Here is a 21,395-nt window from a genome sequence, read left to right on the forward strand (position 1 = left end):
ACCCTGTGTGTTCCGGTTCTCACAGAGCCGCTGTCAGAGGCCTCTCACTCTGCCGCTGTTGCGTTTCGTTGGTATCCATGAGAGTATGGACATCTCATTTTCAAATCGCTCTTAACACCCCTCATCGTCTTTAGATTTGATTTGATTTTTACTAATTCAATAATTGGGGAGGATTGGACAAATTTCCCTTGCTGACGATACACTCATAAAAGTAAACAAATGTGCTATTCTTTCTCATCAGATCGGCATCAAAAGATTCGACAAATGTCTAAATTATTCTATTAGAAAAAGTCAGTGCAGAGAATTACTACTCTCGGTTACGATGGTCGATGTAGGGACGTTGGAGCATCGTCTTGACTCGCTCGTCTTCTACGCCAGCGTCGCTGATGACTCGGTAAAGATGGTCCATCTGTTCCCGACTGAATGTGGCGAACGCTTCCTTACCGTCACTCTCGTTCATTTCATCCGGGTCACCGGAATAAACCACGGGAGCGTTTTTTACCACGGAGATGACGTTCTCGTCCTCGTCGAGCCGGATCACTGCGAAGTCCTCTGGTTCGTGAAGTTCCGACGCCCCCTCTGGATGATTCTTGCGCCCCGCCAATTGTCCGAGATGTATGAGAACCCCGTTTTTCCCCGAGAAATGTTGTCGGCAGTACGGACATCTTCTTGAGACGGATTCCGAAGCACGGCTCTCGGGGTAGTCCACGTCAACGGATTCCCGTCCAACTTCCTCCAGATTGTCAAGGGTCACGCCATCGGGGTACTCGCCCTGATCGCCGTGAGCCGCGTCGCTCGACCGGAGGATGTGGAGGTGGATTCCGCGGGCCAGTTTCTCGGCATCGCATCCTTCGACGGGGCATCGAACCACGCGCTCCCCGTCGCGGTCGTCGTCGTTCATCTGCTCGCCTCGTCCTCGCGGTTTTCAGAGCATAGGGAGCGGGTGGGGTCGTCACCGTCGGGACCCCGAGAGTCTGAATTGCCGTGAGGACACGTCTCCGGGGTCGTGTCGGTAGTGCCGCGTGTTCGTCGCCGTTCGACAGCGTCAAGTCGCTGGATGGGTGGGTACAGCATGGTCTTTGGGTTGCCCGAAGGCCACCGCTCGCGTGTCTCAAGCACGCGGGCTTTCTCTCGATGAGTCCGCCCCGAGGGAGCGGCGACCTTCTTGGTTCACCTACACAGGCATACCATTTAGTAGTTTGCCCTTGTGGGCAAACCATTTGCCACTGTACCGAGAACGGATGTGCATGACCGATTCGGACAACCCGGGCGCGGACGCTCGCCGGAAGTACGAGGACGCCGCGTTCATTGAAGCCGTGCGCGAATCCCAACCGGCATCGACAGCCGAGGTGGGGGAACTCGTCGGATGCCCTCGACGGACGGCAGACTACCGACTACGGAAACTACGGGACGAGGGTCGAGTGAACTCGAAGATGGCTGGTAACTCGCTCATCTGGTTTCTGACTGACGAGTAGCGATAATAGAGAGCCATACGTGGGATGTGAAAGGGGACGAAATGGAGCCGGGCGGCGTCGGCTGTCACCTCCGTCCTCGCGGTCTACCAGAGACTATTCGCCATCTCACCGCCCTTGTGGGCAGAGAAGTGAGTCCTCCGCGAGGATTTTTACCGATGATGGTCATCTGCCGACACATGTCCGAGGACGCCGAAATGTCGGACGAGAGATGTGGGTTTGAGTTGAGTCCTGACCCGCGTGATACGTGGGAGGACGACGTGGATGGATGGGACGTAGCAGATGATGTAGTCAGATGTTGTCGAGAAATGTGGCGGGAAACGGGCCGATGTGTGTGGCACGCCGAAGTTGAGGGAAAGCCCATCGAAAACTCATTAGAGGCACTTTCAGAGAAGTCTACTCGGGTGGATGGAGCGTATTTCATCGGTGTGGAGAGTGATGAGCCTCTTTCATTTCAGAACATCTCTCTCAACTATGCGGAATTTCAGGACACCTCCCTCAACCGTGCAGAGTTTCAGAACACCTCCCTCAACCGTGCAGAGTTTCAGAACACCTCCCTCAACCGTGCAGAGTTTCAGAACACCTCCCTCAACCGTGCAGAGTTTCAGAACACCTCCCTCAACCGTGCAGAGTTTCAGGATACCTTCCTCATCGGAGCAAAGTTTCAGGATACCCTCCTCAACCGAGCAGAGTTTCAGGACACTTTCCCCGCTGGAGCACAGTTTCACGACACCTCCTTCGTTGAAGCAGAGTTTCAGGACACCCTCTTCGTCGGAGCAGAGTTTCACGACACCTCCCTCAAACGCGCAGAGTTTCATAATAGCGACCTCTCCAGCGCCGACTGTACCGATGTTGACGCCCGAGGGGCGGATTTCACACACACGTCGCTCCACGACACACTCCTCACACGCGCCGACTGCCGTGGGGCGACGTTCACCAGCGCACTTCTGTATGAGACTGTCCTCGCGGACACACAGATTAACTCGCAGACGACGTTCTACGACCCAAACCTGCCTCGCCCAAAATGCGTGTATGAAGAAACTCCCGAGACATCGGAGGATCTTCCAGAGAACACTACTCCATTAGAGGCCGCGGAGTGGGTCTACCGTCGTCTCGAAAAACTCCACGACGAGAACGCACTCTCGGAGGAAGCCCGTGAGTTCCACATCAGTAAGGAGGAAGCGCGGCGGAAACAGCAGAGTAAAAAACGGGATGATGCCTACGAGGAGTTGTGTGAGGACATCAACGAGAGAGATGTAGATGGCGCTCGTGATTCCTTGACGACGGCCCTCTGGTGGGAGGCTCGCCACTTCGTTTCGTGGCTCCAGTGGCACTTGACTCGACATGGCGAAAGCATCAAGCAAATTTTTGTCTCTGCGGCGGCCCTGATTGTCGCTTGCGGGCTTCTCTACCCGTTTGTCGGTGGGTTTGAATCGAATAGTAACGGAACGACATACCGGATTTGGGACTTCTCACTCGGGAGTTTCCGTGGTATTCCTGTCCCCCAAATCAACCTGCTCGTTGAGGGACCGTTTGAGTTCTTGGGGACGCTTCTCCAGAGCATCTACTTCAGTGTCATCACCTTCACCACCATCGGCTACGGCGACCTCTACCCGACCGGAGTGGGGTCAAAAATCCTCGTCGGGTTCGAGTCGCTTTCGGGCGCAATCCTCATCGCGCTGTTCGTGTTCGTGCTTGGGCGACGAGTGGCGCGGTAAGTGGGGTGGACCGAGTGCGGTGTGGGACGGGGCGGCGTCGGCTGTCACCTCCGTCCTCGCGGTCTACCAGAGACTATTCGCCATCTCACCGCGCTCGTCGGCGGAGGAGTGGACGTACCGCATCGTGGTTTCGACCTTCTCGTGGCGGAGTTGTTCGCGTGCGTGTTGAAGCCCCTCCTCGTTGGCCCACGCCGTTGCGACCCCGTGACGAAGGGAGTACCACGTCAAGTCACGCCCGGTCGGTTCGATGCTGGAGTCCTCGATGAGTTGATCGAGCAGGTAATTCAGGGTGCGCGACTCGTAGGGGTTGCCACGCCGGTTGAGCCACAGGGCGTCGGTCCCTGCGTACTTCTCGTACTGCTTTCGTTCGTCCAGCCATCGCCCGAGCGCACGCATCGAACGGTCGGAGAGGCGGCACTTCCAGTCGTTGTCGCTCTTGGTCGCCTCGTCTCCGGGGATGTCCAGCGTATTGTCCCGCTGGTTGACCCATGTTACGACCGCACGGGTCACTTCGATTGGCCGAAGCCCAACGTCGAGGGTGACACCGACGAGTGAGGCGACTTTGTAGGAGTTCGCCCGCTCGAAGTCCGCGGGCGTGATGTTCTTTTTCGGCTTCTCGAACCGCTGTGCGAGGTGGGCTTTGATTCGGTCGCGTTCCTCCGGTGTCACCTGATTGTAGTGGCGAACGCTTCCGTGATCGAGGGCGGCGTTGTAGAGCGGAGCGAACTCGTCGCGTCGGAGGTAGTCGCGCTCCGTGCGCTGTTTCTCCGAGAGTTTCACGTCGCAGTCCCACTCGTACTCTCGCCCTTTCTCGAAGCGGAGGTACTTGAAGTAGCGTTTGATGACCTTGACGAACGTCAACAGGTTGGCGTCGGTGTAGTCGTAGCGGGCGTATTCCGACATCAGATCATCCGCATCCTCGGGTCTGAACTGGAGGGTGTACCGGCCTTCGGTGTCCCACAACCAGCGGAAGATCTGGTCGGTCTTGATGCTGATCTGTTCGAGCGTGGTATCGGCGTACCCCCTTCGGCGGTGGGGGTTCTTACCCATCGCGGCGAGCCAGTCGAGGTAGTCGGTCTTGAACGCGCGGTATTCGTGCGCGGCCTTCGGGGTGAGCGCGTCGAGTGCGTCCTTCGTTGGCTTGGTGACGAGATTGAACGTATGTTCGTCGGGATCGAAGGCTGAACTCGCCGCTGTCATGTGGTTTGCCCTCCATCGAACCTCTCGGCTACCATGACACGTTCGTCAATCGCTGTACGGCGTCGGGGTCGTCGTTCGTGTTTCGTAACGAGCGGATGCGACATTAGTTCACTCTTTGAGACAGTGAACTTTGGCGCGTTAGACCGTGAGAAGCAAAACACGCCCGGAGCGGGATTTGAACCCGCGTCACGACCGTGACAGGGTCGTATGATGGGCCACTACACCATCCGGGCCTTCGCATCTACACCAACCGGGGACTGGGAAATAAGACTTGCCATATCGGGGCGCCGTGTGCCGTCGTGACGTGACCCGCGCCGGAACGGTTTTGTACCGGGAGAGCGTGTGTCACCCCGTACCGAGCGTCGCTCGCCGGCGGGGGGTCGGCGGGTCGAATAGCTTTGCTTCGCCCTCCTTAGCAAGCGTTAAATGGGTGGGCCTACAAAGGCGCCGTAGTATCTCGTGATAACTTCTCCACCCGAACATCCATGGTAGACGTAAGCCAACACGAACTGGTTCCGGAGCATACAGTCCTCGACGACCCGGATCGGGTCGACGAGGTACTGGCGGAGTACAACGTCAGCAAAACCAACCTGCCGAAGATCAAATCGAGCGACCCCGCGTTGCCCGACGAGGCCGAGGTCGGCGACGTGATCGAAATCGTCCGTGACTCGCGAACGACTGATCAGGCGACAGTGTACCGACTGGTGGTCGAATGAACCGAGAGAGTCGACGTACCATCTCACGGGAGTATTTCTCACAGGAACGCCTCGCCGAACACCACTTCCGCTCGTTCAACGCCTTCCTCGACCGGGGGATGCAGGAAGTCGTCGACGAGAAAGAGCGGATCGAGACCGACATCGGCGACAAGGAGGGCCAGGAGCCGGTGTTCGTCGAACTCGGCGACGTGCGCGTCGAGACGCCGCGGGTGCGGGAGGCCGACGGGAGCGAGGAACTCCTCTACCCGCAGGAGGCACGCCTGCGAAACATCACCTACGCCGCGCCGGTGTTCATGGAGATGGCCATCGTCCGGGGCGGCGAGGAGGAGGAGGAAGTCGTCGTCGACTCCACCGAGACGAAGGTCGGCCGGATGCCGATCATGGTCGGCTCCCGCAAATGTAACATCGCGGAGCTGACCCGCGAGGAACTGATCGACATCGGCGAGGACCCCGTCGATCCGGGCGGCTACTTCATCGTCAACGGCTCCGAGCGGGTGCTGATGACGAGCGAGGACCTCGCGCCGAACAAGATCCTCGCGGAGTACGACACGAAGTACGGCGACGAGATCCAGGTCGCCAAGACGTTCAGCCAGCGACGGGGCTACCGCGCGCTGGTGCTCTGTGAGCGCAATCGCGAGGGGATCCTGGAGGTCTCCTTCCCCTCCGTTTCGGGGAGCGTCGACTTCGTGACGCTGGTGCGGGCGCTCGGCCTCGAATCCGACGAGGAGATCGTCCACCGCGTCAGCGACGATCCCGAGATCGTGAAGTTCATGCTGGAGAACCTGGAGATGGCCGAAGTCCAGAGCGAGGAGGAGGCCATCGAGACGCTCGGCAAGCGGGTCGCCGGCGGCCAGGGGAAGAACTACCAGCTCAAACGCGCCAACTACGTGATCGACCGCTACCTCCTGCCGCATCTCCACGAGGAGGGCGTCGACGAGGAGGAGGTCCGGATCAACAAGGCGTACTACCTCTGTCGGATGGCCGAGGCGTGTTTCGAACTCGCCTTGGAGCGCCGCGAGGCCGACGACAAGGACCACTACGCGAACAAGCGCCTGAAGGTCAGCGGCGACCTGATGCGCGACCTGTTCCGGACGGCGCTGAACAAGCTGGCCCGCGACGTGAAATACCAGCTCGAACGCGCGAACATGCGCAACCGGCAGCTGACGGTCAACACGGTCGTCCGGTCGGACGTGCTGACCGAGCGGCTGGAACACCCCATCGCGACGGGCAACTGGGTCGGCGGCCGTTCGGGCGTCTCCCAGCTGGTCGACCGCACCGACTACATGGGCGTCCTCTCCCATCTCAGGCGCCTGCGCTCGCCGCTCTCGCGGTCCCAGCCACACTTCGAGGCGCGGGACCTGCACGCGACCCAGTGGGGTCGCATCTGTCCCTCCGAGACGCCGGAGGGGCCGAACTGCGGACTGGTGAAGAACTTCGCACAGGCGATGGAGCTCTCCCAGAACGTGGAGGACGAACAGGGACTCAAGCGCGAACTGGCGTCGATGGGGGTCGAGGGCATCCCCGGAATCGAAGGCGTCGACTCGATGGCGGATTAACATGGCTCAGGCACGCGAGGCGAAAGTATACGTCAACGGCAGTTTGGTCGGGACCCATCCCGACCCCGAACAGCTCGCAGAACAGATCCGCGAAGCGCGCCGGCGGGGCGACGTCAGCGACATGGTCAACGTCTCCATCAAGGAGCGGACCCGCGAGGTCATCATCAACGCGGACGCGGGTCGGGCCCGCCGGCCCCTGATCGTCGTCGAGGACGGCGAACCGCTGCTCACCGATGCGGAGATCGAGGCCGTCGAGGAGGGCGACCTCGACTTCGAACAGCTCGTCGACCGCGGCTACGTCGAGTTCATCGACGCCGAGGAGGAGGAGGACATCTACGTCGCCGTCGACGAGGACGAGATCACCGAGGAGCACACCCACCTGGAGATCGACCCGCAGCTGATCTTCGGGATCGGTGCCGGGATGATCCCCTACCCCGAACACAACGCCTCGCCCCGGATTACGATGGGTGCGGGGATGATGAAGCAGTCCCTCGGACTGCCGGCGGCCAATTATCGGATTCGGCCGGACACGCGCCAGCACCTGATGCATTACCCCCAGCTGGCCATGGTCAAGACCCAGACCACGGAGCAGATCGGCTTCGACGAGCGGCCGGCGGCCCAGAACTTCGTCGTCGCCGTCATGTCCTACGAGGGGTTCAACATCGAGGACGCGCTGGTCATGAACAAGGGGTCGGTCGACCGGGCCCTGGCCCGCTCGCATTTCTTCCGGACCTACGAGGGCGAGGAGCGCCGGTATCCGGGCGGCCAGGAGGACCGTTTCGAGGTCCCCAGCCAGGACGTCCGCGGTGCCCGCGGCGAGGACGCCTACACCCACCTCGACGAGGACGGCCTCGTCAACCCCGAGACGAAAGTCGACGAGAACTCCGTCCTGCTGGGTAAGACCAGTCCGCCCCGGTTCCTGGAGGAGCCGGACGACATGGGCGGCCTGTCGCCCCAGAAGCGCCGCGAGACGAGCGTCACGATGCGTTCGGGTGAGGACGGCGTCGTCGACACGGTCACGCTGATGGAGGGCGAGGACGGCTCGAAGCTCTCGAAGGTGAGCGTGCGCGACGAGCGGATCCCCGAACTCGGCGACAAGTTCGCGTCCCGCCACGGCCAGAAGGGCGTCGTCGGCCACCTCGCGCCCCAGGAGGACATGCCGTTCACCCAGGAGGGGCTCGTCCCCGACCTGGTGCTCAACCCCCACGCGCTCCCGTCCCGGATGACGGTCGGCCACGTGCTGGAGATGCTGGGCGGCAAGGTCGGTTCCCTGGAGGGTCGCCGCGTCGACGGCACCGCCTTCCAGGGCGAGGACGAGGAGGATCTCCGCGCTGCGCTGGAGGACCACGGCTTCGAGTCCTCCGGGAAGGAGATCATGTACTCCGGTGTGACCGGCGAGAAGATCGAGGCCGAAATCTTCGTCGGCACCATCTTCTATCACAAACTCTACCACATGGTGAGCAACAAGCTGCACGCCCGCTCCCGCGGGCCGGTGCAGGTGCTCACCCGCCAGCCCACCGAGGGTCGCGCCCGCGAGGGCGGCCTGCGCGTGGGCGAGATGGAACGTGAGGTACTGATCGGTCACGGGGCGGCGATGGCGCTCAAGGAGCGCCTACTCGACTCCTCGGACCGCGAGAGCGTCTACATCAGCGCCGAGACCGGAATGGTCGCGGTCGAAGACACCGATCAGCGCCGGGTGTACGACCCCTCCACCGGCGACGAGGACGACATCCACGAACTCGAGGTGAGCTACGCGTTCAAGCTCCTCCTCGACGAGATGATGGCGCTCGGCATCCGACCGCGGCTGGAACTCGAGGACGCAGTGTAAAAATGTCAATGCAAACACCAAAGGAGATCGGCGGTATTCAGTTCGGGCTGATGGACCCGGAGACGTACCGAGACATGTCCGCGACGAAGGTCATCACCGCGGACACCTACGACGACGACGGCTACCCCATCGACATGGGGCTGATGGACCCGCGGCTCGGCGTCATCGATCCCGGGCTGGAGTGTCGGACCTGCGGCCAGCACTCCGGGTCGTGTAACGGTCACTTCGGTCACATCGAACTCGCGGCGCCCGTCATCCACGTCGGCTTCACGAAGCTCATCCGTCGGCTCCTGCGTTCGACGTGCCGGGAGTGCGGTCGACTCGCGCTCACCGAGGAGGAACGCGAGGAGTACCGCGATCAACTCCAGCGTGATCTGGAGCTCGGCGAGGATCCCAACGACGTGCTGAAGTCGGCGGTCCGGCAGGCGCGCAAGCAGAGCTACTGCCCGTTCCCGGACTGCGACGGCGTGATGCACGACATCAAACACGAGAAGCCGACCACCTACTACGAGGTGCAGGACGTCCTCGCGGGGGACTACTCCGAGCGCATCGCGGAGGCGATGCAGCCCGACCCCGACGACGAGGACGACGAGGGGACCAGTCCCCGCGACCTGGCCGAGGCCGTCGGCGTCGACCTCGACCGCATCAACGACATCATGGCGGGCGAGTTCCGCCCCAAGAGCGACACGCGGAAGAAGTTGGAGAAGGTCCTCGACGTCGACCTCACCGAGGAGGACATGAACAAGCTGATGCCCTCCGACATCCGCGACTGGTTCGAGGACATCCCCGACGAGGACATCGAGGTCCTCGGCATCGACCCCGAACGCTCGCGCCCCGAGTGGATGATCCTGACGGTCCTCCCGGTGCCGCCGGTGACGGCCCGGCCGTCGATCACGCTCGACAACGGTCAGCGTTCCGAGGACGACCTCACGCACAAGCTGGTCGACATCATCCGCATCAACCAGCGGTTCATGGAGAACCGCGAGGCGGGTGCCCCCCAGCTCATCATCGAGGACCTCTGGGAGCTGCTCCAGTATCACGTCACCACGTTCGTCGACAACGAGATTTCCGGGACGCCACCGGCCCGGCACCGCTCCGGCCGGCCGCTGAAGACGCTCTCACAGCGCCTGAAGGGGAAGGAAGGCCGGTTCCGCGGGAGCCTCTCGGGCAAGCGCGTCAACTTCTCGGCCCGGACGGTCATCAGTCCGGATCCCACCCTCTCGCTGAACGAGGTCGGGGTGCCCGACCGGGTGGCCAAGGAGATGACCCAGACGCTGAACGTCACCGAGCGCAACGTCGAGGAGGCACGGCAGTACGTCGCCAACGGCCCCGAGGGCCATCCGGGCGCGAACTACGTCCGGCGGCCCGACGGCCGGCGGCTGAAGGTGACCGAGAAGAACTGCGAGGAGCTCGCCACCAAGGTCGAGGAGGGGTGGGAGGTCAACCGCCACCTCGTCGACGGCGACATCGTGATCTTCAACCGGCAGCCGTCGCTCCACCGGATGTCGATCATGGCCCACGAGGTGGTCGTGATGCCGTACAAGACCTTCCGGCTGAACACCACCGTCTGCCCGCCGTACAACGCCGACTTCGACGGCGACGAGATGAACATGCACGCCCTCCAGAACGAGGAGGCGCGGGCCGAAGCGCGCGTGCTGATGCGGGTCCAAGAGCAGATCCTCAGCCCGCGATTCGGCGAGAACATCATCGGGGCCATCCAGGACCACATCAGCGGGACCTACCTGCTGACCCACGACAACCCCCGCTTCACCGAGACGCAGGCGCTCGACCTGCTGCGGGCGACGAGCGTCGACGAACTCCCGCCGGCCGACGGCGTTCGCGAGAGCGGCGCTCTCGCGAGCCAACCAGAAGCAGTCGCTTCTGGTGACGAGGAGGACGGCGAGCCCTACTGGACGGGCCGCACCGTCTTCTCGGAGCTCCTGCCCGACGACCTCAACCTGGAGTTCACGTCGTCGGCGGGCGACACCGTCGAGATCGTCGACGGCCAGCTGGTCTCGGGTACCATCGACGAGGACGCGGTCGGCGCGTTCGGCGGCGAGATCGTCGACACCCTCACCAAGGTGTACTCCGAGACCCGCGCCCGCGTGTTCATCAACGAGGTGGCCGCGCTGGCGATGCGGGCGATCATGCACTTCGGGTTCTCGCTCGGTATCGACGACGAGTCGATCCCGCCGGCGGCCAACGAGCAGGTCGACGATGCCATCGGCAACGCCTACGAGCGCATCGACGAACTGATCGAGCGCTACGAGGCGGGCGATCTGGAGTCCCTTCCGGGTCGGACCATCGACGAGACCCTGGAGATGAAGATCATGCAGACGCTCGGCAAGGCCCGCGACAGCGCGGGCGAGATCGCCGAGGAGCACTTCGACGAGGACAACCCGGCCGTCATCATGGCCCGCTCGGGTGCCCGTGGGTCGATGCTCAACCTGACCCAGATGGCCGGCTGTGTCGGCCAGCAGGCAGTTCGCGGCGAGCGGATCAACCGCGGCTACGAGGACCGCACGCTGAGCCACTACCAGCCCAACGACCTCTCGGCCGAGGCCCACGGTTTCGTCGAGAACTCCTACCGTGACGGGTTGACCCCGCGGGAGTTCTTCTTCCACGCCATGGGCGGCCGCGAGGGGCTGGTCGACACGGCGGTCCGGACCTCGAAGTCCGGCTACCTCCAGCGGCGGCTCATCAACGCGCTGTCGGAACTGGAGTCCCAGTACGACGGCACCGTCCGCGACACCTCCGACACCATCGTCCAGTTCGAGTTCGGCGAGGACGGCACCAGTCCGGTGAAGGTCTCCTCCAACGACGACAACCCGATCGACGTCGAGGGGATCGCGGACCGCGTGATCGAGGCGGAGTTCGACTCCGAGGCCGAGAAAGAGCAGTTCCTCGGCGGGCGCGAGCCGCCGACGAACCTCTCGGAGTACGCCGGCCCCGGGCTGAACAAGGCCCAGGGCATGGAGGTGGAGTCGGATGACTGACGCCGAGTACGAACACGTCACCGAGGACATCGAGGCGGTCGTCGAGGACACTGAGCTCCCTCGGCGGTTGAAAGACCGGATCTACGAGACCGTCGAGGAGCGCGGGCCGATCACGACCGAGCAGGCCAACGAGATCGCACAGGCGACCGAGACGAAGTACATCGACACGCGGGTCGACCCGCTGGACCCGGTCGGGACGGTCTCGGCCCAGTCCATCGGGGAGCCGGGGACCCAGATGACGATGAACACGTTCCACTACGCGGGTGTCGCGGAGATCGACGTCACCCAGGGGCTCCCGCGGCTGATCGAGCTTGTCGACGCCCGGAAGACCCCCGACACGCCGATGATGACGGTGTACCTCGACGAGGAGTACGCCACCGACCGCGAGCGCGCCCACGAGGTGGTGTGGTCCATCGAGTCCACGAAGATCCTCTCGCTGGGGGACGTCTCGACGAACGTCGCGGACATGCTCGTCCAGGTCGACCTCAACGAGGAGACGCTGATCGAGCGGTGGCCGACCGTCGACGACGTCGACGAGGTGGCGGCCCGGATCGCCGAGACCATCGAGGATGCGCTCGGCGTCTCGACCCGCCGCTCGGGGACGCTCATCGAGTTCGGTCCCTCCGAACCCAGCTATCGCGAACTGCTCCAGCTCGTCGAGGAGCTTCGCGACGTCGTGTTCAAGGGGATCGAGGAGGTCTCCCGGGTCGTCATCCGCAAGGAGACCCTCGAAGACGGCGAGGAGTTCGTCCTCTACACCGAGGGGTCGGCCTTCGGCGACGTGATCGAAATCGAGGGCGTCGACGCCTCCCGCACCACGTGTAACAACATCCACGAGATCTACCGGAATCTGGGCGTCGAGGCGGCCCGCGAGGCCATCATCAACGAGACGATGGACACCCTCGAGGAGCAGGGCCTCGACGACGTGAACGTCCGGCACCTGATGCTGGTCGCGGACATCATGACCAACCGCGGCACCATCGAGTCCATCGGCCGCCACGGCATCTCGGGGTCGAAGGAGTCGGTGCTCGCCCGTGCGGCGTTCGAGGTGACGGTGAACCACCTGCTCGACGCCGCCGTCCACGGCGAGCGCGACCGACTCGACGGCGTCATCGAGAACGTCATCGTCGGCAAGCCGGTCGCCATCGGTACCGGCGACGTCGACCTCCGGATGGGCTCGTTCAGCGCACAGCCCTCGGACGACTAGCGATGGAGAACGCACGTCGGTTCCGGCGGCGCGCGGACGCGGGACCCGCCGGTATCCGGACGTCCTTACCCCGATAATGCGGATCACCCTGTCGGATCGCGACCGTCGGTACATCGCCTGCTTCGAGGACGAGACCGGCGCGACAGCCCGCGACTGCCTCGTCTACGAGGACGAGGATCGGGTCGTCTTCCTCGTCGCTGCCGGCGAGATGGCCGACGCGGTCGGCCCCGGCGGCCGGCGGGTACGGGCGGTCGAGGAGACGCTCGGCCGCTCGGTCGAACTCGTCGAGGACGCCGACACGCCGGAGGCGTTTGTCGCCAACACCCTCGCCCCGGCGGCGGTCCAGCACGTCACGATCAGCGAGCAGGGCGACCGGATCGCCTACGCGGAGGTGCCCGAGGCCGACCGCGGCGCCGCCATCGGCCGCGACGGGCGGAACATCGAGACCGCCCGGCGGCTCGCCAGCCGGCATTACGACCTCGACGACGTGCAGTTGACCTGACTACCCGTCGTCGAGAGCGTACACGTCCCCGGCTTGGGTCGCGACGAGGACCGTTCCGTCGACGGCGACCGGCGACCCGGTCACGCCGCCGAGCACGACGTCCGTGTAGCTCCGCTCCCGTGTCTCGACCCGCCAGCGCTCCACCCCGTCCGCCCCGAGTGCGATCACCGCCCGGCCCGCCCCGACGAGGACGGTCCCACCGACCACCACCGGCGCGGTCGGATCGCGGTCGATTTCGGTCCACCACCGCCGTTCGCCGTCTTCGACCCCGAGCCCCGTCACCCCGCCGCCGTGGGCGACGACGGCCGTCCCGTCGCCACGGGCGACCGAGTGTGTGACCCGGTCGTCGACGGCGGTACGCCACCGGCGGTCCCCGGTGGCGGCGTCGAGCGCGCGGACGCGCCCGGACTCGTCGGCGACGAGCACCGCGTCCCCGACGACGGTCGGGGCGGCCACGGCGCGGCCGTCGAGCGACCGGTCCCAGACCGTCTCGCCCGTGTCGGCGTCGAGGGCGACCGCCGAGGCGGACTCGCCGGTCGCGTAGACGACCCGGTCGCCGACGGTCGCCGGCGCGGCCGCGTACGCACCGAGGTCGCGCCGCCACCTGACGGTCCCGTCGTGTTCGACGGCGGCGACCTCGCCGTTCTCGTATCCTCCGCCGACGAAGACGGCGTCGTCCGTCGGGGTCGGCGAGGCGTTCACGTCGTTGTCGGTCAGGGCACGCCAGCGCACCGTGCCGTCGGCGGCGTCGACGGCGACCAGCCCGCGAGGGACGGACTCGCCGCCGTTCCAGACCGTCGTGTAGACGACGTCCCCGTGGACCGCGGGGGTGGCGTCCGAGGCGTGGCCGGCGTCGACCGTCCACGCCACGTCGCCGGTATCGGCCGCGAGTTTCACCAGGTCGCCGTCGAAGCCGACGTAGACCGCGTCGCCGTCGACGACCGGTTGGCTGGCGTCGTAGCGTGCCGGGGTCCGCCGCCAGGCGACCGTCGGGGACGAGGGCGTCGGGCCGTCGAGGCGGCCGCCGTTCCCGGCGTCGACCTGGTACTGCGGGACCGATCCCGCGGCGTCGACGGGCCGGTTCGTCACCGTCGTCGGTTCCGGGTCGTCGGTGTCGTCGCCGAGACAGCCGGACAGCGCGGCGGCCAGGGTTCCTCCGAGGAGGGCGAGGGCGGCACGGCGAGCGGGCATACGCCGTCTCCCCGGGACGGCGGAATAAGCCTTCCGCCGTTCCGTCTCTCACGGGTTCTCGACGCTCTTTCGGTGCTCATCGTCGTTCTCCCGACGCCGATTCCTACTGAAGAACTCCTCAGATCGGAGTAGCGGGTGCCCTAACGCGTTCTGAGACGGTTTCGCCGCGACCGAAAAGGGAGGCTTAAGTAGCTCCGTCGGCAACGAGGTTGCACTATGGCGAACGGCAAATATGCGGCCCGCAAACTCAAGAAGGACCGCCAGACGCGGCGGTGGTCCGACTCGGAGTACGCGCGACGCGAGCGCGGCCTCCGGAAGAAGTCGGACCCGCTCGAGGGGGCGCCCCAGGCACGGGGCATCGTCCTCGAGAAGGTCGGCATCGAGGCGAAACAGCCCAACTCGGCGATCCGGAAGTGCGTCCGGGTCCAGCTGATCAAGAACGGCAAGCAGGTGACGGCGTTCTGTCCCGGCGACGGGGCCATCTCCTTCATCGACGAACACGACGAGGTCACCATCGCCGGCATCGGCGGCGCGAAGGGTCGCGCGATGGGCGACCTCTCCGGCGTGAACTACAAGGTCGAGAAGGTCAACGGCGTCTCGCTCATCGAACTCGTGCGCGGTAACGCGGAGAAACCGGTCCGATAATGTCCGAGAGCGAAGGCGACACCCCCGATCCGGACGCCCCGGCCGGCAGCGACGAGACGGAGACGGACGCCCTGCTGTTCGGCGTCTGGGAGACCGACGACATCGCGTACGCCGATCCGAGTACGAAGCGGTACATCAACGTGACCCCCATCGCCCACACGATGGGTCGGCACGCCTCCAAGCAGTTCCAGAAAAGCGAGATCTCCGTCGTCGAGCGGCTGATCAACCGCCTGATGCAGACCGAGGAGAACACGGGCAAGAAACAACAGGCGATGCGGATCGTCCGCGACGCGTTCGAACTCGTCCACGAGGGCACCGACGAGAATCCGGTACAGGTCCTCGTCACGGCCGTCGAGAACGCCGCGCCGCGCGAGGAGACCGTCCGCCTGAAGTACGGTGGCATCTCCGTCCCGCAGGCCGTCGACGTGGCCCCCCAGCGCCGCGTCGATCAGGCCCTGAAGTTCCTCGCCGAGGGCACCTACCGCGGGTCGTACAAGACGCCGACGAGCGCCGCCGAGGCGCTCGCGAACCAGCTGATGGGCGCCGCCGACTACGACGTCGGCACCTACGCCATCAACCAGAAAGAGGAAGCCGAGCGGGTCGCCGCGGCCGCCCGGTAACGCCCGAAGAGCTACTTACTTCCCGTCCGACGGAGCGGATATGTCGGACATCGGGTCCCTCGATACGTCACACGCGATCCGGAGCCCCGCCCACGTCGAGTACGGGTCGGGGGCGATCGACGCCCTCGAACCGTTCGCGGCCGACCGCGACGCCGACTCGGCCCTGCTGGTCACCGACGAGCACCTGTCGACGACCGGCGTCGTCGACGGGCCCCGCGCCCGCCTCGAGGCCGCGGGCGTCGACGTGACAGTGTACGACGGCGTCGCCCCGGAGCCGAAGCTGTCGATGGTCGAGGCGTCGGCCGAACTGGTGGCCGACCACGACGTCGTCGTCGGCGTCGGCGGCGGGAGTTCCATGGACACCGCGAAGTTCGCGGCGGCGCTCGCGGCCACGGACCGTCCGGTCCGCGAACTGTTGGGGATGGACAACGTCCCGAACCCGACGAAGCCGCTGGCGCTCGTGCCCACGACGGCGGGCACGGGAAGCGAGGTGACCCACATCGGCGTCTTCGCCGACGAGCGCGCGGGCGGGGTGAAGAAGGTCGTCTTCTCCCCACACCTCTTTGCCGACCTCGCGGCAGTCGATCCGGATCTGACGGCGACGCTGCCGCCGGGGGTCGCCGCGGCGACGGGGCTAGACGCCCTGACACACGCCGTCGAGAGCTACGTCACGCTCCTGCGGACGCCGTATACGGACACGCTGGCGCTCCGGGCGGTCGAACTGGTCGCCGAGAACCTCCGGCCCGCGGTCACGCAGGGGACGGCCAACGACGCGGCCCGGGCCAACATGAGCCTCGCGGCCACGCTCGCCGGGCAGGCGTTCGTCAACTCCGGACTGGGGGCGGTCCACGCGCTCACCTACCCGCTCGGCATGGAGTGTGACCTGGGCCACGGACTGGCGAACGGCGTCCTCCTGCCACACGTGATGCGGTACAACGTGCCCGCGGAGGTCGATCGGTTCGCCGACCTGGCGGCGGCACTCGGCGCGGAGCGACGCCCCGGCGAGTCCGAACGGGCGTTCGCCGAGCGGAGCGTCGAGGCGACGTTCGACCTGCTCGAAGACGTGGACGTGCCGACGAGCATCGCGGCGTTCGACGACTTCGACCGGGGGGCCTTCGCCGACTTCGCGGACGTGGCGTTCGAACACTCCGAGCACAACATCGAGCGGAACCCCCGGGCGATGGACCGCGAGGACGTGATCGACGTGTTCGAGGCGGCGGTCGCGGGCCGCTAGTCGGCCGCCCGCCCCGCGTCGAGGGCGTACTCCCGGGTCGCCGTCACCAGGTCGCGACGGAAGTCGCTCTCGCTTGGGTCCTCGCCGAGGGTGCGAAAGAGGCGTTTGAACGTCTCCATCCCGACGGTCGGGGCGTCGGCGGCGGCGGCCCGCGCCAGGTCGTACAGGCGGTGTTCGGCGTCGATCAGGCCGTGGCGCTCGACCAAGGCGAGGGCGAAGGCGGCATTGACGGCGGTGATGTCGGGGTCGGCGCCGACGGAGACGCGACGGGAGTCGGCGGCCGCGCCGGTGGGACCGGGGCCGGGGGCGTCGGCGACGGCGGCCGCGAGCTGTGACTCCAGAAACTGGACGAGTTTGGCCGCCGGCGCCACCGAGAGGGTGATGTCGTCGGCGTAGATGTCGCGCATGTGGTTGGCGATCTGATAGCAGTGGGTCAGCTTCCGGCGTTCGACGTCGCGGCCGGAGAGCGCGAGAAAGAGCGCCTCGTCCGTCGACTGCGTGTGGGAGGCGTGGCCCTGTTCGTACCGAACCATGTGGGCGAGTTCGTGGAGGGCGAGTTCCCGCGCCATGGCGCTCGTGGCGGCCTGCCGGGAGATGTTGAGCACGTGGTGGTCGTCGTAGTGTGCGGTCCAGGTCCGCTCGTCCGGGTCGTCCCGGACGCGGACGCGAACGGGTCGATCCAGGTCGTGTTCGGTGGCGAGCAGGTCGGCGGCGCCGAGAAACGGGTCCGGTGGCGCGCCCGCCCCTACGCGTACGTCCATGCTTACCGTTATCACGGGTCAGACCGGTAAGACGGTTGCGGTCCGGGCGTCCGACGAGCCGACTCGTGGTATCACGTAACACGCGGGGCTAACCGCCGGAAATCGGCGGTTTCGTTGCCGGCAAAGCACTACCCTTTTGACCCTCCTGGCGGTATGGGACTGTAATGGGCCGACGAAAGAAGATCGTACAAGAATGTGAACGGCTGATGGACAAACCGGAGAACATCCGGAACATCGCCATCGCCGCTCACGTCGATCACGGCAAGACGACGCTGACGGACAACCTGCTCGCCGGTGCGGGCATGATCTCCCAGGACACCGCGGGCGAACAGCTCGCGATGGACACGGAGGAAGACGAGCAGGAACGCGGCATCACCATCGACGCCGCGAACGTCTCGATGACCCACGAGTACGAGGGTGACAACCACCTGATCAACCTGATCGACACCCCCGGCCACGTCGACTTCGGTGGCGACGTGACCCGAGCGATGCGCGCCGTCGACGGTGCGCTCGTGGTCGTCGACGCCGTCGAGGGCGCCATGCCCCAGACGGAGACGGTGCTCCGACAGGCGCTCCGCGAGGGCGTCAAGCCGACGCTGTTCATCAACAAGGTCGACCGACTCATCTCCGAACTGCAGGAGGGCCCCCAGGAGATGCAGGACCGACTCCTGTCGGTCATCCACGACGTGAACGAACTCATCCGTGGCATGACCGAGGAGATGGACGACATCACCGAGGACTGGACCGTCGGCGTCGAGGACGGCACGGTCGGGTTCGGCTCCGCGCTGTACAAGTGGGGCGTGTCCATGCCCTCGATGCAGCGGACGGGCATGGACTTCGGCGACATTATCGACCTCGAACGCGCGGACAAGCGGCAGGAACTCCACGAGCGGACGCCGCTCTCCGACGTCGTCCTCGACATGGTGTGTGAGCACTTCCCGAACCCGCTGAACGCCCAGCCCCGTCGTATCCCGCGCATCTGGCGCGGCGACGCGGAGTCCGACCTCGCGGAGACGATGCGGCTGGTCGACGAGGACGGCGAACTCGTCCTGATGGTCACGGACATCGGGATCGACCCCCACGCCGGCGAGATCGCCGCGGGGCGTGTCTTCTCCGGCACTATCGAGAAGGGCCAAGAGCTGTACGTCTCGGGCACCGCTCGGCAGAACCGCGTCCAGAGCGTCGGCATCTACATGGGCGGCGAGCGCGAGGAAGTGGAGCGCGTCCCTGCGGGCAACATCGCCGCCGTCACCGGACTCAAGGACGCTATCGCCGGTTCCACGGTGTCGAGCGTCGAGATGACGCCGTTCGAGTCCATCGAACACATCAGCGAACCGGTCATCACGAAGAGCGTCGAGGCCCGGAACATGGACGACCTGCCGAAGCTCATCGAGACGCTCCAGCAGGTCGCCAAGGAGGACCCGACGATTCAGGTCGAGATCAACGAGGAGACCGGCGAACACCTCATCTCCGGCCAGGGCGAACTCCACCTCGAAGTCATCGGTCAGCGCATCGAGCGCAACCAGGGTATCCCGATCAACACCGGCGAACCGATCGTCGTCTACCGCGAGGCACCCCAGGAGGCCTCCGGCGAGGTCGAGGGCGTCTCGCCGAACCGCCACAACAAGTTCTACATCACGGTCGAGCCCCTGAGCGACGATATCGTCGACGAGATCCAGCTCGGGAACGTCTCGATGGACATGCCCGAACTGGAGCGCCGCGAGGCGCTGCAGGAGGCCGGCATGGACAAGGACACCTCCCAGAACGTGGAGCACATCCACGGGACGAACATCCTCATCGACGACACGAAGGGGATCCAGCACCTCAACGAGACGATGGAACTCGTCGTCGAGGGGCTCGAAGAAGCCCTGGACGACGGCCCGCTCGCGGCCGAACCCGTGCAGGGTGCGCTCATCCGGCTTCACGACGCGAAGCTCCACGAGGACACCATCCACCGCGGTCCGGCACAGGTCATCCCCGCGGTCCGGGAGGCCGTCCACCGCGCGCTCATCGACGGCGAGATCCGCCTGCTCGAACCCATCCAGGACGTCCGCATCGACGTCCCCTCGGAGCACATGGGTGCGGCCTCCGGCGAAATCCAGGGCCGCCGTGGCCGCGTCGACGACATGTATCAGGAGGGTGACCTCATGGTCATCGAGGGTATCGCGCCCGTCGAGGAGATGATCGGCTTCTCCTCGGACATCCGGAGCGCCACCGAGGGTCGCGCGTCGTGGAACACCGAGAACGCCGGCTTCCGCGTGCTCGCCGACAACCTCCAGCCGGACCTGATCGAAGAGATCCGCGAGCGCAAGGGTATGAAGCTGGAACTGCCGCCGTCGGTCGACTACATCTAACGGCGCAGTCGGTCGACTACGCCGTCGGCCGCCCTTCTTCTCTCAACGACGATAACTCGGCGGACAGGTTCATCACCCGTCTCTGCCTTGCTCCGCCGATGACAGGAGTACTCGCCCGCATCGACCGAGCACTCGTTCGACTGTTCGGCCCGGGACCGACCGCCGAGGGGCGGCGCCGGGAACGGCTGGCCCGGCTCGGTTCGTGTGCGGTCGTCGGTCTGACCGGCGTCGCGCTGTTCGTTCCGAACCTGGCGCCGTTTCTGGTGGGATCCCAACCGATCGTCGGGGCCGGGTTAGCGGTCCTGGGGACACTCGTCTGTCTCGGCCTGGTCGCCGCCGGCGTCCTGCTGTATCGGAGTGACTTCTCGACGCCCAACGCGGTTCGGATCGCCACGTGGAACTTCCTCGGGCTCGTGGTCCTCGGGACCGTCCTGCTCGCACACGGCGTCTACCGCGGCGCGCTCGGGACCGTCACGCCGGCCGACGCGCTGGCGGCGGGGAACGTCCTCGCGATCAGCGCCGCCGCCCACGTCATCATCGGCGTCCACGACGCCAGGCGAGTGCGTGCGGAGCAACTGGCGCGCGAACGCGAGAAGTTCGCCGTGTTGAGCCGCGTCCTCCGGCACAACCTCCGGAACGACGCGACCGTGTTGATCGGTCAATCACGTCAGCTGGCGGCCGAGTTGGACGACCCGTCGCTCGCCGAGACCGCCGAGACGCTCAGCCGGCGTTCCCGGGAGGTGGGGGGACTCGCCGACAAGACCAAGGCGATGGTCGAGGCGTTGGATCGGCGGTCGTCGCCGAACGCACGGCTGAACGTCCACGACGTCGCCACGGACGCCGTCGACGACGTCTCGGCGGCCGACGGGGCGGAGGTCGCCGTCGACGTGCCGCGAGACCTGTGGATCTGGGCCGACGACAGCATCGAACGGGCACTCGCCGAACTCGTCGAGAACGCGGTCGAACACGGCGGCTCGGAGGTCCACGTCAGCGCCGACACCGCCGACGACGGGGCCGTTCGGATCGACGTCGCGGACGACGGCCCGGGCGTCCCCGCGGACGAACGCGTCGTCATCTCGGGTGAGGAGGAGATCACACAGCTCAAACACGGGAGCGGGCTCGGCCTCTGGGTCGCCCGATCGGTCGCGGAGGCCGCCGGCGGGGATCTGTGTTTCGACACCGACGGCGAGCGAACCGTCGTTCGGCTCGTCCACGACCGGGCCGCAGTCCCGGCCGCAGTCGAAATGGCGGACGACGATGCCGCGGCCCCCGCACAGTCGTCCACGGTCTGAATCGTCCGCGACCGATGCAATCTTATACCCCACCGGCACAGTGTGTACCATGCCTCGCGGCACGAACACCGGCAGTCGACGTGTCGGCACGGAGCTACCCCGC

The 21,395-nt window shown here is 65.5% G+C and carries 17 protein-coding genes and 1 tRNA gene; 13 read left to right on the plus strand and 5 right to left on the minus strand.

Annotation, left to right across the window (positions count from 1 at the left end; genetic code table 11):
* Window positions 1-307 precede the first annotated feature (307 nt).
* A complete protein-coding gene (locus EI982_RS14105) occupies window positions 308-901 on the minus strand; it encodes a hypothetical protein (RefSeq protein WP_157690298.1) in 594 nt (197 codons plus the stop codon).
* Between the two features lie 346 nt (window positions 902-1,247).
* On the opposite strand from EI982_RS14105, the gene EI982_RS14110 reads away from it, so the two are divergent.
* Together EI982_RS14110 and EI982_RS14115 are read left to right on the plus strand one after the other, a co-directional pair.
* Entirely contained in the window at window positions 1,248-1,475 is a 228-nt protein-coding gene (locus EI982_RS14110; RefSeq protein ID WP_157690299.1) for a helix-turn-helix domain-containing protein, read from the plus strand.
* A 176-nt stretch (window positions 1,476-1,651) separates the two neighbouring features.
* On the plus strand, window positions 1,652-3,190 hold the full coding sequence (locus tag EI982_RS14115) for a pentapeptide repeat-containing protein (RefSeq protein ID WP_199243643.1): 1,539 nt from the start codon (window positions 1,652-1,654) through the stop codon (window positions 3,188-3,190).
* A gap of 63 nt (window positions 3,191-3,253) precedes the next feature.
* On the opposite strand, the gene EI982_RS14120 is transcribed toward EI982_RS14115, so the two are convergent.
* Both EI982_RS14120 and EI982_RS14125 read right to left on the minus strand, forming a co-directional pair.
* Window positions 3,254-4,390, minus strand: a complete 1,137-nt coding sequence (locus tag EI982_RS14120) for a tyrosine-type recombinase/integrase (protein ID WP_157690301.1) — start codon at window positions 4,388-4,390, stop codon at window positions 3,254-3,256.
* A gap of 160 nt (window positions 4,391-4,550) precedes the next feature.
* Window positions 4,551-4,623 (minus strand) — tRNA-Asp (locus tag EI982_RS14125).
* 252 nt (window positions 4,624-4,875) lie between these two features.
* Here EI982_RS14125 and EI982_RS14130 point away from each other — a divergent pair.
* The 6 genes from EI982_RS14130 to EI982_RS14155 all read left to right on the plus strand — a co-directional run bounded on the left by EI982_RS14130 (window position 4,876) and on the right by EI982_RS14155 (window position 13,195).
* A complete protein-coding gene (locus tag EI982_RS14130) occupies window positions 4,876-5,106 on the plus strand; it encodes a DNA-directed RNA polymerase subunit H (protein WP_157690302.1) in 231 nt (76 codons plus the stop codon).
* Window positions 5,103-6,662, plus strand: coding sequence for a DNA-directed RNA polymerase subunit B'' (locus EI982_RS14135; protein ID WP_157690303.1), 1,560 nt, complete (start codon window positions 5,103-5,105; stop codon window positions 6,660-6,662). The genes EI982_RS14130 and EI982_RS14135 overlap by 4 nt, the downstream gene beginning before the upstream one ends.
* Before the next feature lies 1 nt (window position 6,663).
* Window positions 6,664-8,490, plus strand: coding sequence for a DNA-directed RNA polymerase subunit B (rpoB, locus tag EI982_RS14140; protein ID WP_157690304.1), 1,827 nt, complete (start codon window positions 6,664-6,666; stop codon window positions 8,488-8,490).
* Between the two features lie 8 nt (window positions 8,491-8,498).
* The gene (locus EI982_RS14145; protein ID WP_157691234.1) at window positions 8,499-11,486 is read left to right on the plus strand and encodes a DNA-directed RNA polymerase subunit A'; all 2,988 of its coding nucleotides are present in this window, start codon (window positions 8,499-8,501) and stop codon (window positions 11,484-11,486) included.
* Window positions 11,479-12,693, plus strand: a complete 1,215-nt coding sequence (gene rpoA2 / locus EI982_RS14150) for a DNA-directed RNA polymerase subunit A'' (protein WP_157690305.1) — start codon at window positions 11,479-11,481, stop codon at window positions 12,691-12,693. Before EI982_RS14145 ends, rpoA2 begins: the two co-directional genes overlap by 8 nt.
* A 76-nt stretch (window positions 12,694-12,769) precedes the next feature.
* Complete coding sequence (locus tag EI982_RS14155; protein ID WP_157690306.1) at window positions 12,770-13,195, plus strand: NusA-like transcription termination signal-binding factor; 426 nt, start codon at window positions 12,770-12,772, stop codon at window positions 13,193-13,195.
* Here EI982_RS14155 and EI982_RS14160 read toward each other — a convergent pair whose 3' ends face one another.
* Window positions 13,196-14,386 carry a PQQ-binding-like beta-propeller repeat protein gene (locus EI982_RS14160; protein WP_157690307.1) on the minus strand — a complete coding sequence of 397 codons (1,191 nt, stop codon included), beginning with the start codon at window positions 14,384-14,386 and terminating at the stop codon, window positions 13,196-13,198. It lies immediately after the preceding gene.
* A gap of 216 nt (window positions 14,387-14,602) precedes the next feature.
* Between EI982_RS14160 and EI982_RS14165 the strand changes: the two genes are divergently transcribed.
* The 3 genes from EI982_RS14165 to EI982_RS14175 are packed head-to-tail and all read left to right on the plus strand — an operon-like array spanning window position 14,603 to window position 16,885.
* The gene (locus EI982_RS14165; RefSeq protein WP_092635289.1) at window positions 14,603-15,031 is read left to right on the plus strand and encodes a 30S ribosomal protein S12; all 429 of its coding nucleotides are present in this window, start codon (window positions 14,603-14,605) and stop codon (window positions 15,029-15,031) included.
* Complete coding sequence (locus EI982_RS14170; RefSeq protein ID WP_157690308.1) at window positions 15,031-15,651, plus strand: 30S ribosomal protein S7; 621 nt, start codon at window positions 15,031-15,033, stop codon at window positions 15,649-15,651. The genes EI982_RS14165 and EI982_RS14170 overlap by 1 nt, the downstream gene beginning before the upstream one ends.
* A gap of 40 nt (window positions 15,652-15,691) precedes the next feature.
* Entirely contained in the window at window positions 15,692-16,885 is a 1,194-nt protein-coding gene (locus EI982_RS14175; RefSeq protein ID WP_157690309.1) for an iron-containing alcohol dehydrogenase, read from the plus strand.
* Here the strand turns inward: EI982_RS14175 and EI982_RS14180 are convergent.
* Window positions 16,882-17,646 carry a DUF5781 family protein gene (locus EI982_RS14180; protein ID WP_157690310.1) on the minus strand — a complete coding sequence of 255 codons (765 nt, stop codon included), beginning with the start codon at window positions 17,644-17,646 and terminating at the stop codon, window positions 16,882-16,884. The genes EI982_RS14175 and EI982_RS14180 overlap by 4 nt on opposite strands.
* Window positions 17,647-17,810: 164 nt before the next feature.
* Here EI982_RS14180 and EI982_RS14185 point away from each other — a divergent pair, with 164 nt between their 5' ends.
* Together EI982_RS14185 and EI982_RS14190 are read left to right on the plus strand one after the other, a co-directional pair.
* Window positions 17,811-20,000 carry an elongation factor EF-2 gene (locus EI982_RS14185; protein ID WP_157690311.1) on the plus strand — a complete coding sequence of 730 codons (2,190 nt, stop codon included), beginning with the start codon at window positions 17,811-17,813 and terminating at the stop codon, window positions 19,998-20,000.
* Window positions 20,001-20,098: 98 nt separating this feature from the next.
* Window positions 20,099-21,292 carry a sensor histidine kinase gene (locus EI982_RS14190; RefSeq protein ID WP_157690312.1) on the plus strand — a complete coding sequence of 398 codons (1,194 nt, stop codon included), beginning with the start codon at window positions 20,099-20,101 and terminating at the stop codon, window positions 21,290-21,292.
* The last annotated feature ends 103 nt before the right edge of the window (window positions 21,293-21,395 follow it).

It is taken from the genome of Haloplanus salinarum, from assembly GCF_009762275.1.
GTDB lineage: Archaea > Halobacteriota > Halobacteria > Halobacteriales > Haloferacaceae > Haloplanus > Haloplanus salinarum.

Excerpts from the sequence above, each read along its gene's own strand:
- EI982_RS14105 (WP_157690298.1), bottom strand. The coding sequence starts at position 901 with ATGAACGACGACGACCGCGACGGGGAGCGCGTGGTTCGATGCCCCGTC.
- EI982_RS14110 (WP_157690299.1), top strand. The coding sequence starts at position 1,248 with ATGACCGATTCGGACAACCCGGGCGCGGACGCTCGCCGGAAGTACGAG.
- EI982_RS14115 (WP_199243643.1), top strand. The coding sequence starts at position 1,652 with ATGTCCGAGGACGCCGAAATGTCGGACGAGAGATGTGGGTTTGAGTTG.
- EI982_RS14120 (WP_157690301.1), bottom strand. The coding sequence starts at position 4,390 with ATGACAGCGGCGAGTTCAGCCTTCGATCCCGACGAACATACGTTCAAT.
- EI982_RS14130 (WP_157690302.1), top strand. The coding sequence starts at position 4,876 with ATGGTAGACGTAAGCCAACACGAACTGGTTCCGGAGCATACAGTCCTC.
- EI982_RS14135 (WP_157690303.1), top strand. The coding sequence starts at position 5,103 with ATGAACCGAGAGAGTCGACGTACCATCTCACGGGAGTATTTCTCACAG.
- rpoB (WP_157690304.1), top strand. The coding sequence starts at position 6,664 with ATGGCTCAGGCACGCGAGGCGAAAGTATACGTCAACGGCAGTTTGGTC.
- EI982_RS14145 (WP_157691234.1), top strand. The coding sequence starts at position 8,499 with ATGCAAACACCAAAGGAGATCGGCGGTATTCAGTTCGGGCTGATGGAC.
- rpoA2 (WP_157690305.1), top strand. The coding sequence starts at position 11,479 with ATGACTGACGCCGAGTACGAACACGTCACCGAGGACATCGAGGCGGTC.
- EI982_RS14155 (WP_157690306.1), top strand. The coding sequence starts at position 12,770 with ATGCGGATCACCCTGTCGGATCGCGACCGTCGGTACATCGCCTGCTTC.
- EI982_RS14160 (WP_157690307.1), bottom strand. The coding sequence starts at position 14,386 with ATGCCCGCTCGCCGTGCCGCCCTCGCCCTCCTCGGAGGAACCCTGGCC.
- EI982_RS14165 (WP_092635289.1), top strand. The coding sequence starts at position 14,603 with ATGGCGAACGGCAAATATGCGGCCCGCAAACTCAAGAAGGACCGCCAG.
- EI982_RS14170 (WP_157690308.1), top strand. The coding sequence starts at position 15,031 with ATGTCCGAGAGCGAAGGCGACACCCCCGATCCGGACGCCCCGGCCGGC.
- EI982_RS14175 (WP_157690309.1), top strand. The coding sequence starts at position 15,692 with ATGTCGGACATCGGGTCCCTCGATACGTCACACGCGATCCGGAGCCCC.
- EI982_RS14180 (WP_157690310.1), bottom strand. The coding sequence starts at position 17,646 with ATGGACGTACGCGTAGGGGCGGGCGCGCCACCGGACCCGTTTCTCGGC.
- EI982_RS14185 (WP_157690311.1), top strand. The coding sequence starts at position 17,811 with ATGGGCCGACGAAAGAAGATCGTACAAGAATGTGAACGGCTGATGGAC.
- EI982_RS14190 (WP_157690312.1), top strand. The coding sequence starts at position 20,099 with ATGACAGGAGTACTCGCCCGCATCGACCGAGCACTCGTTCGACTGTTC.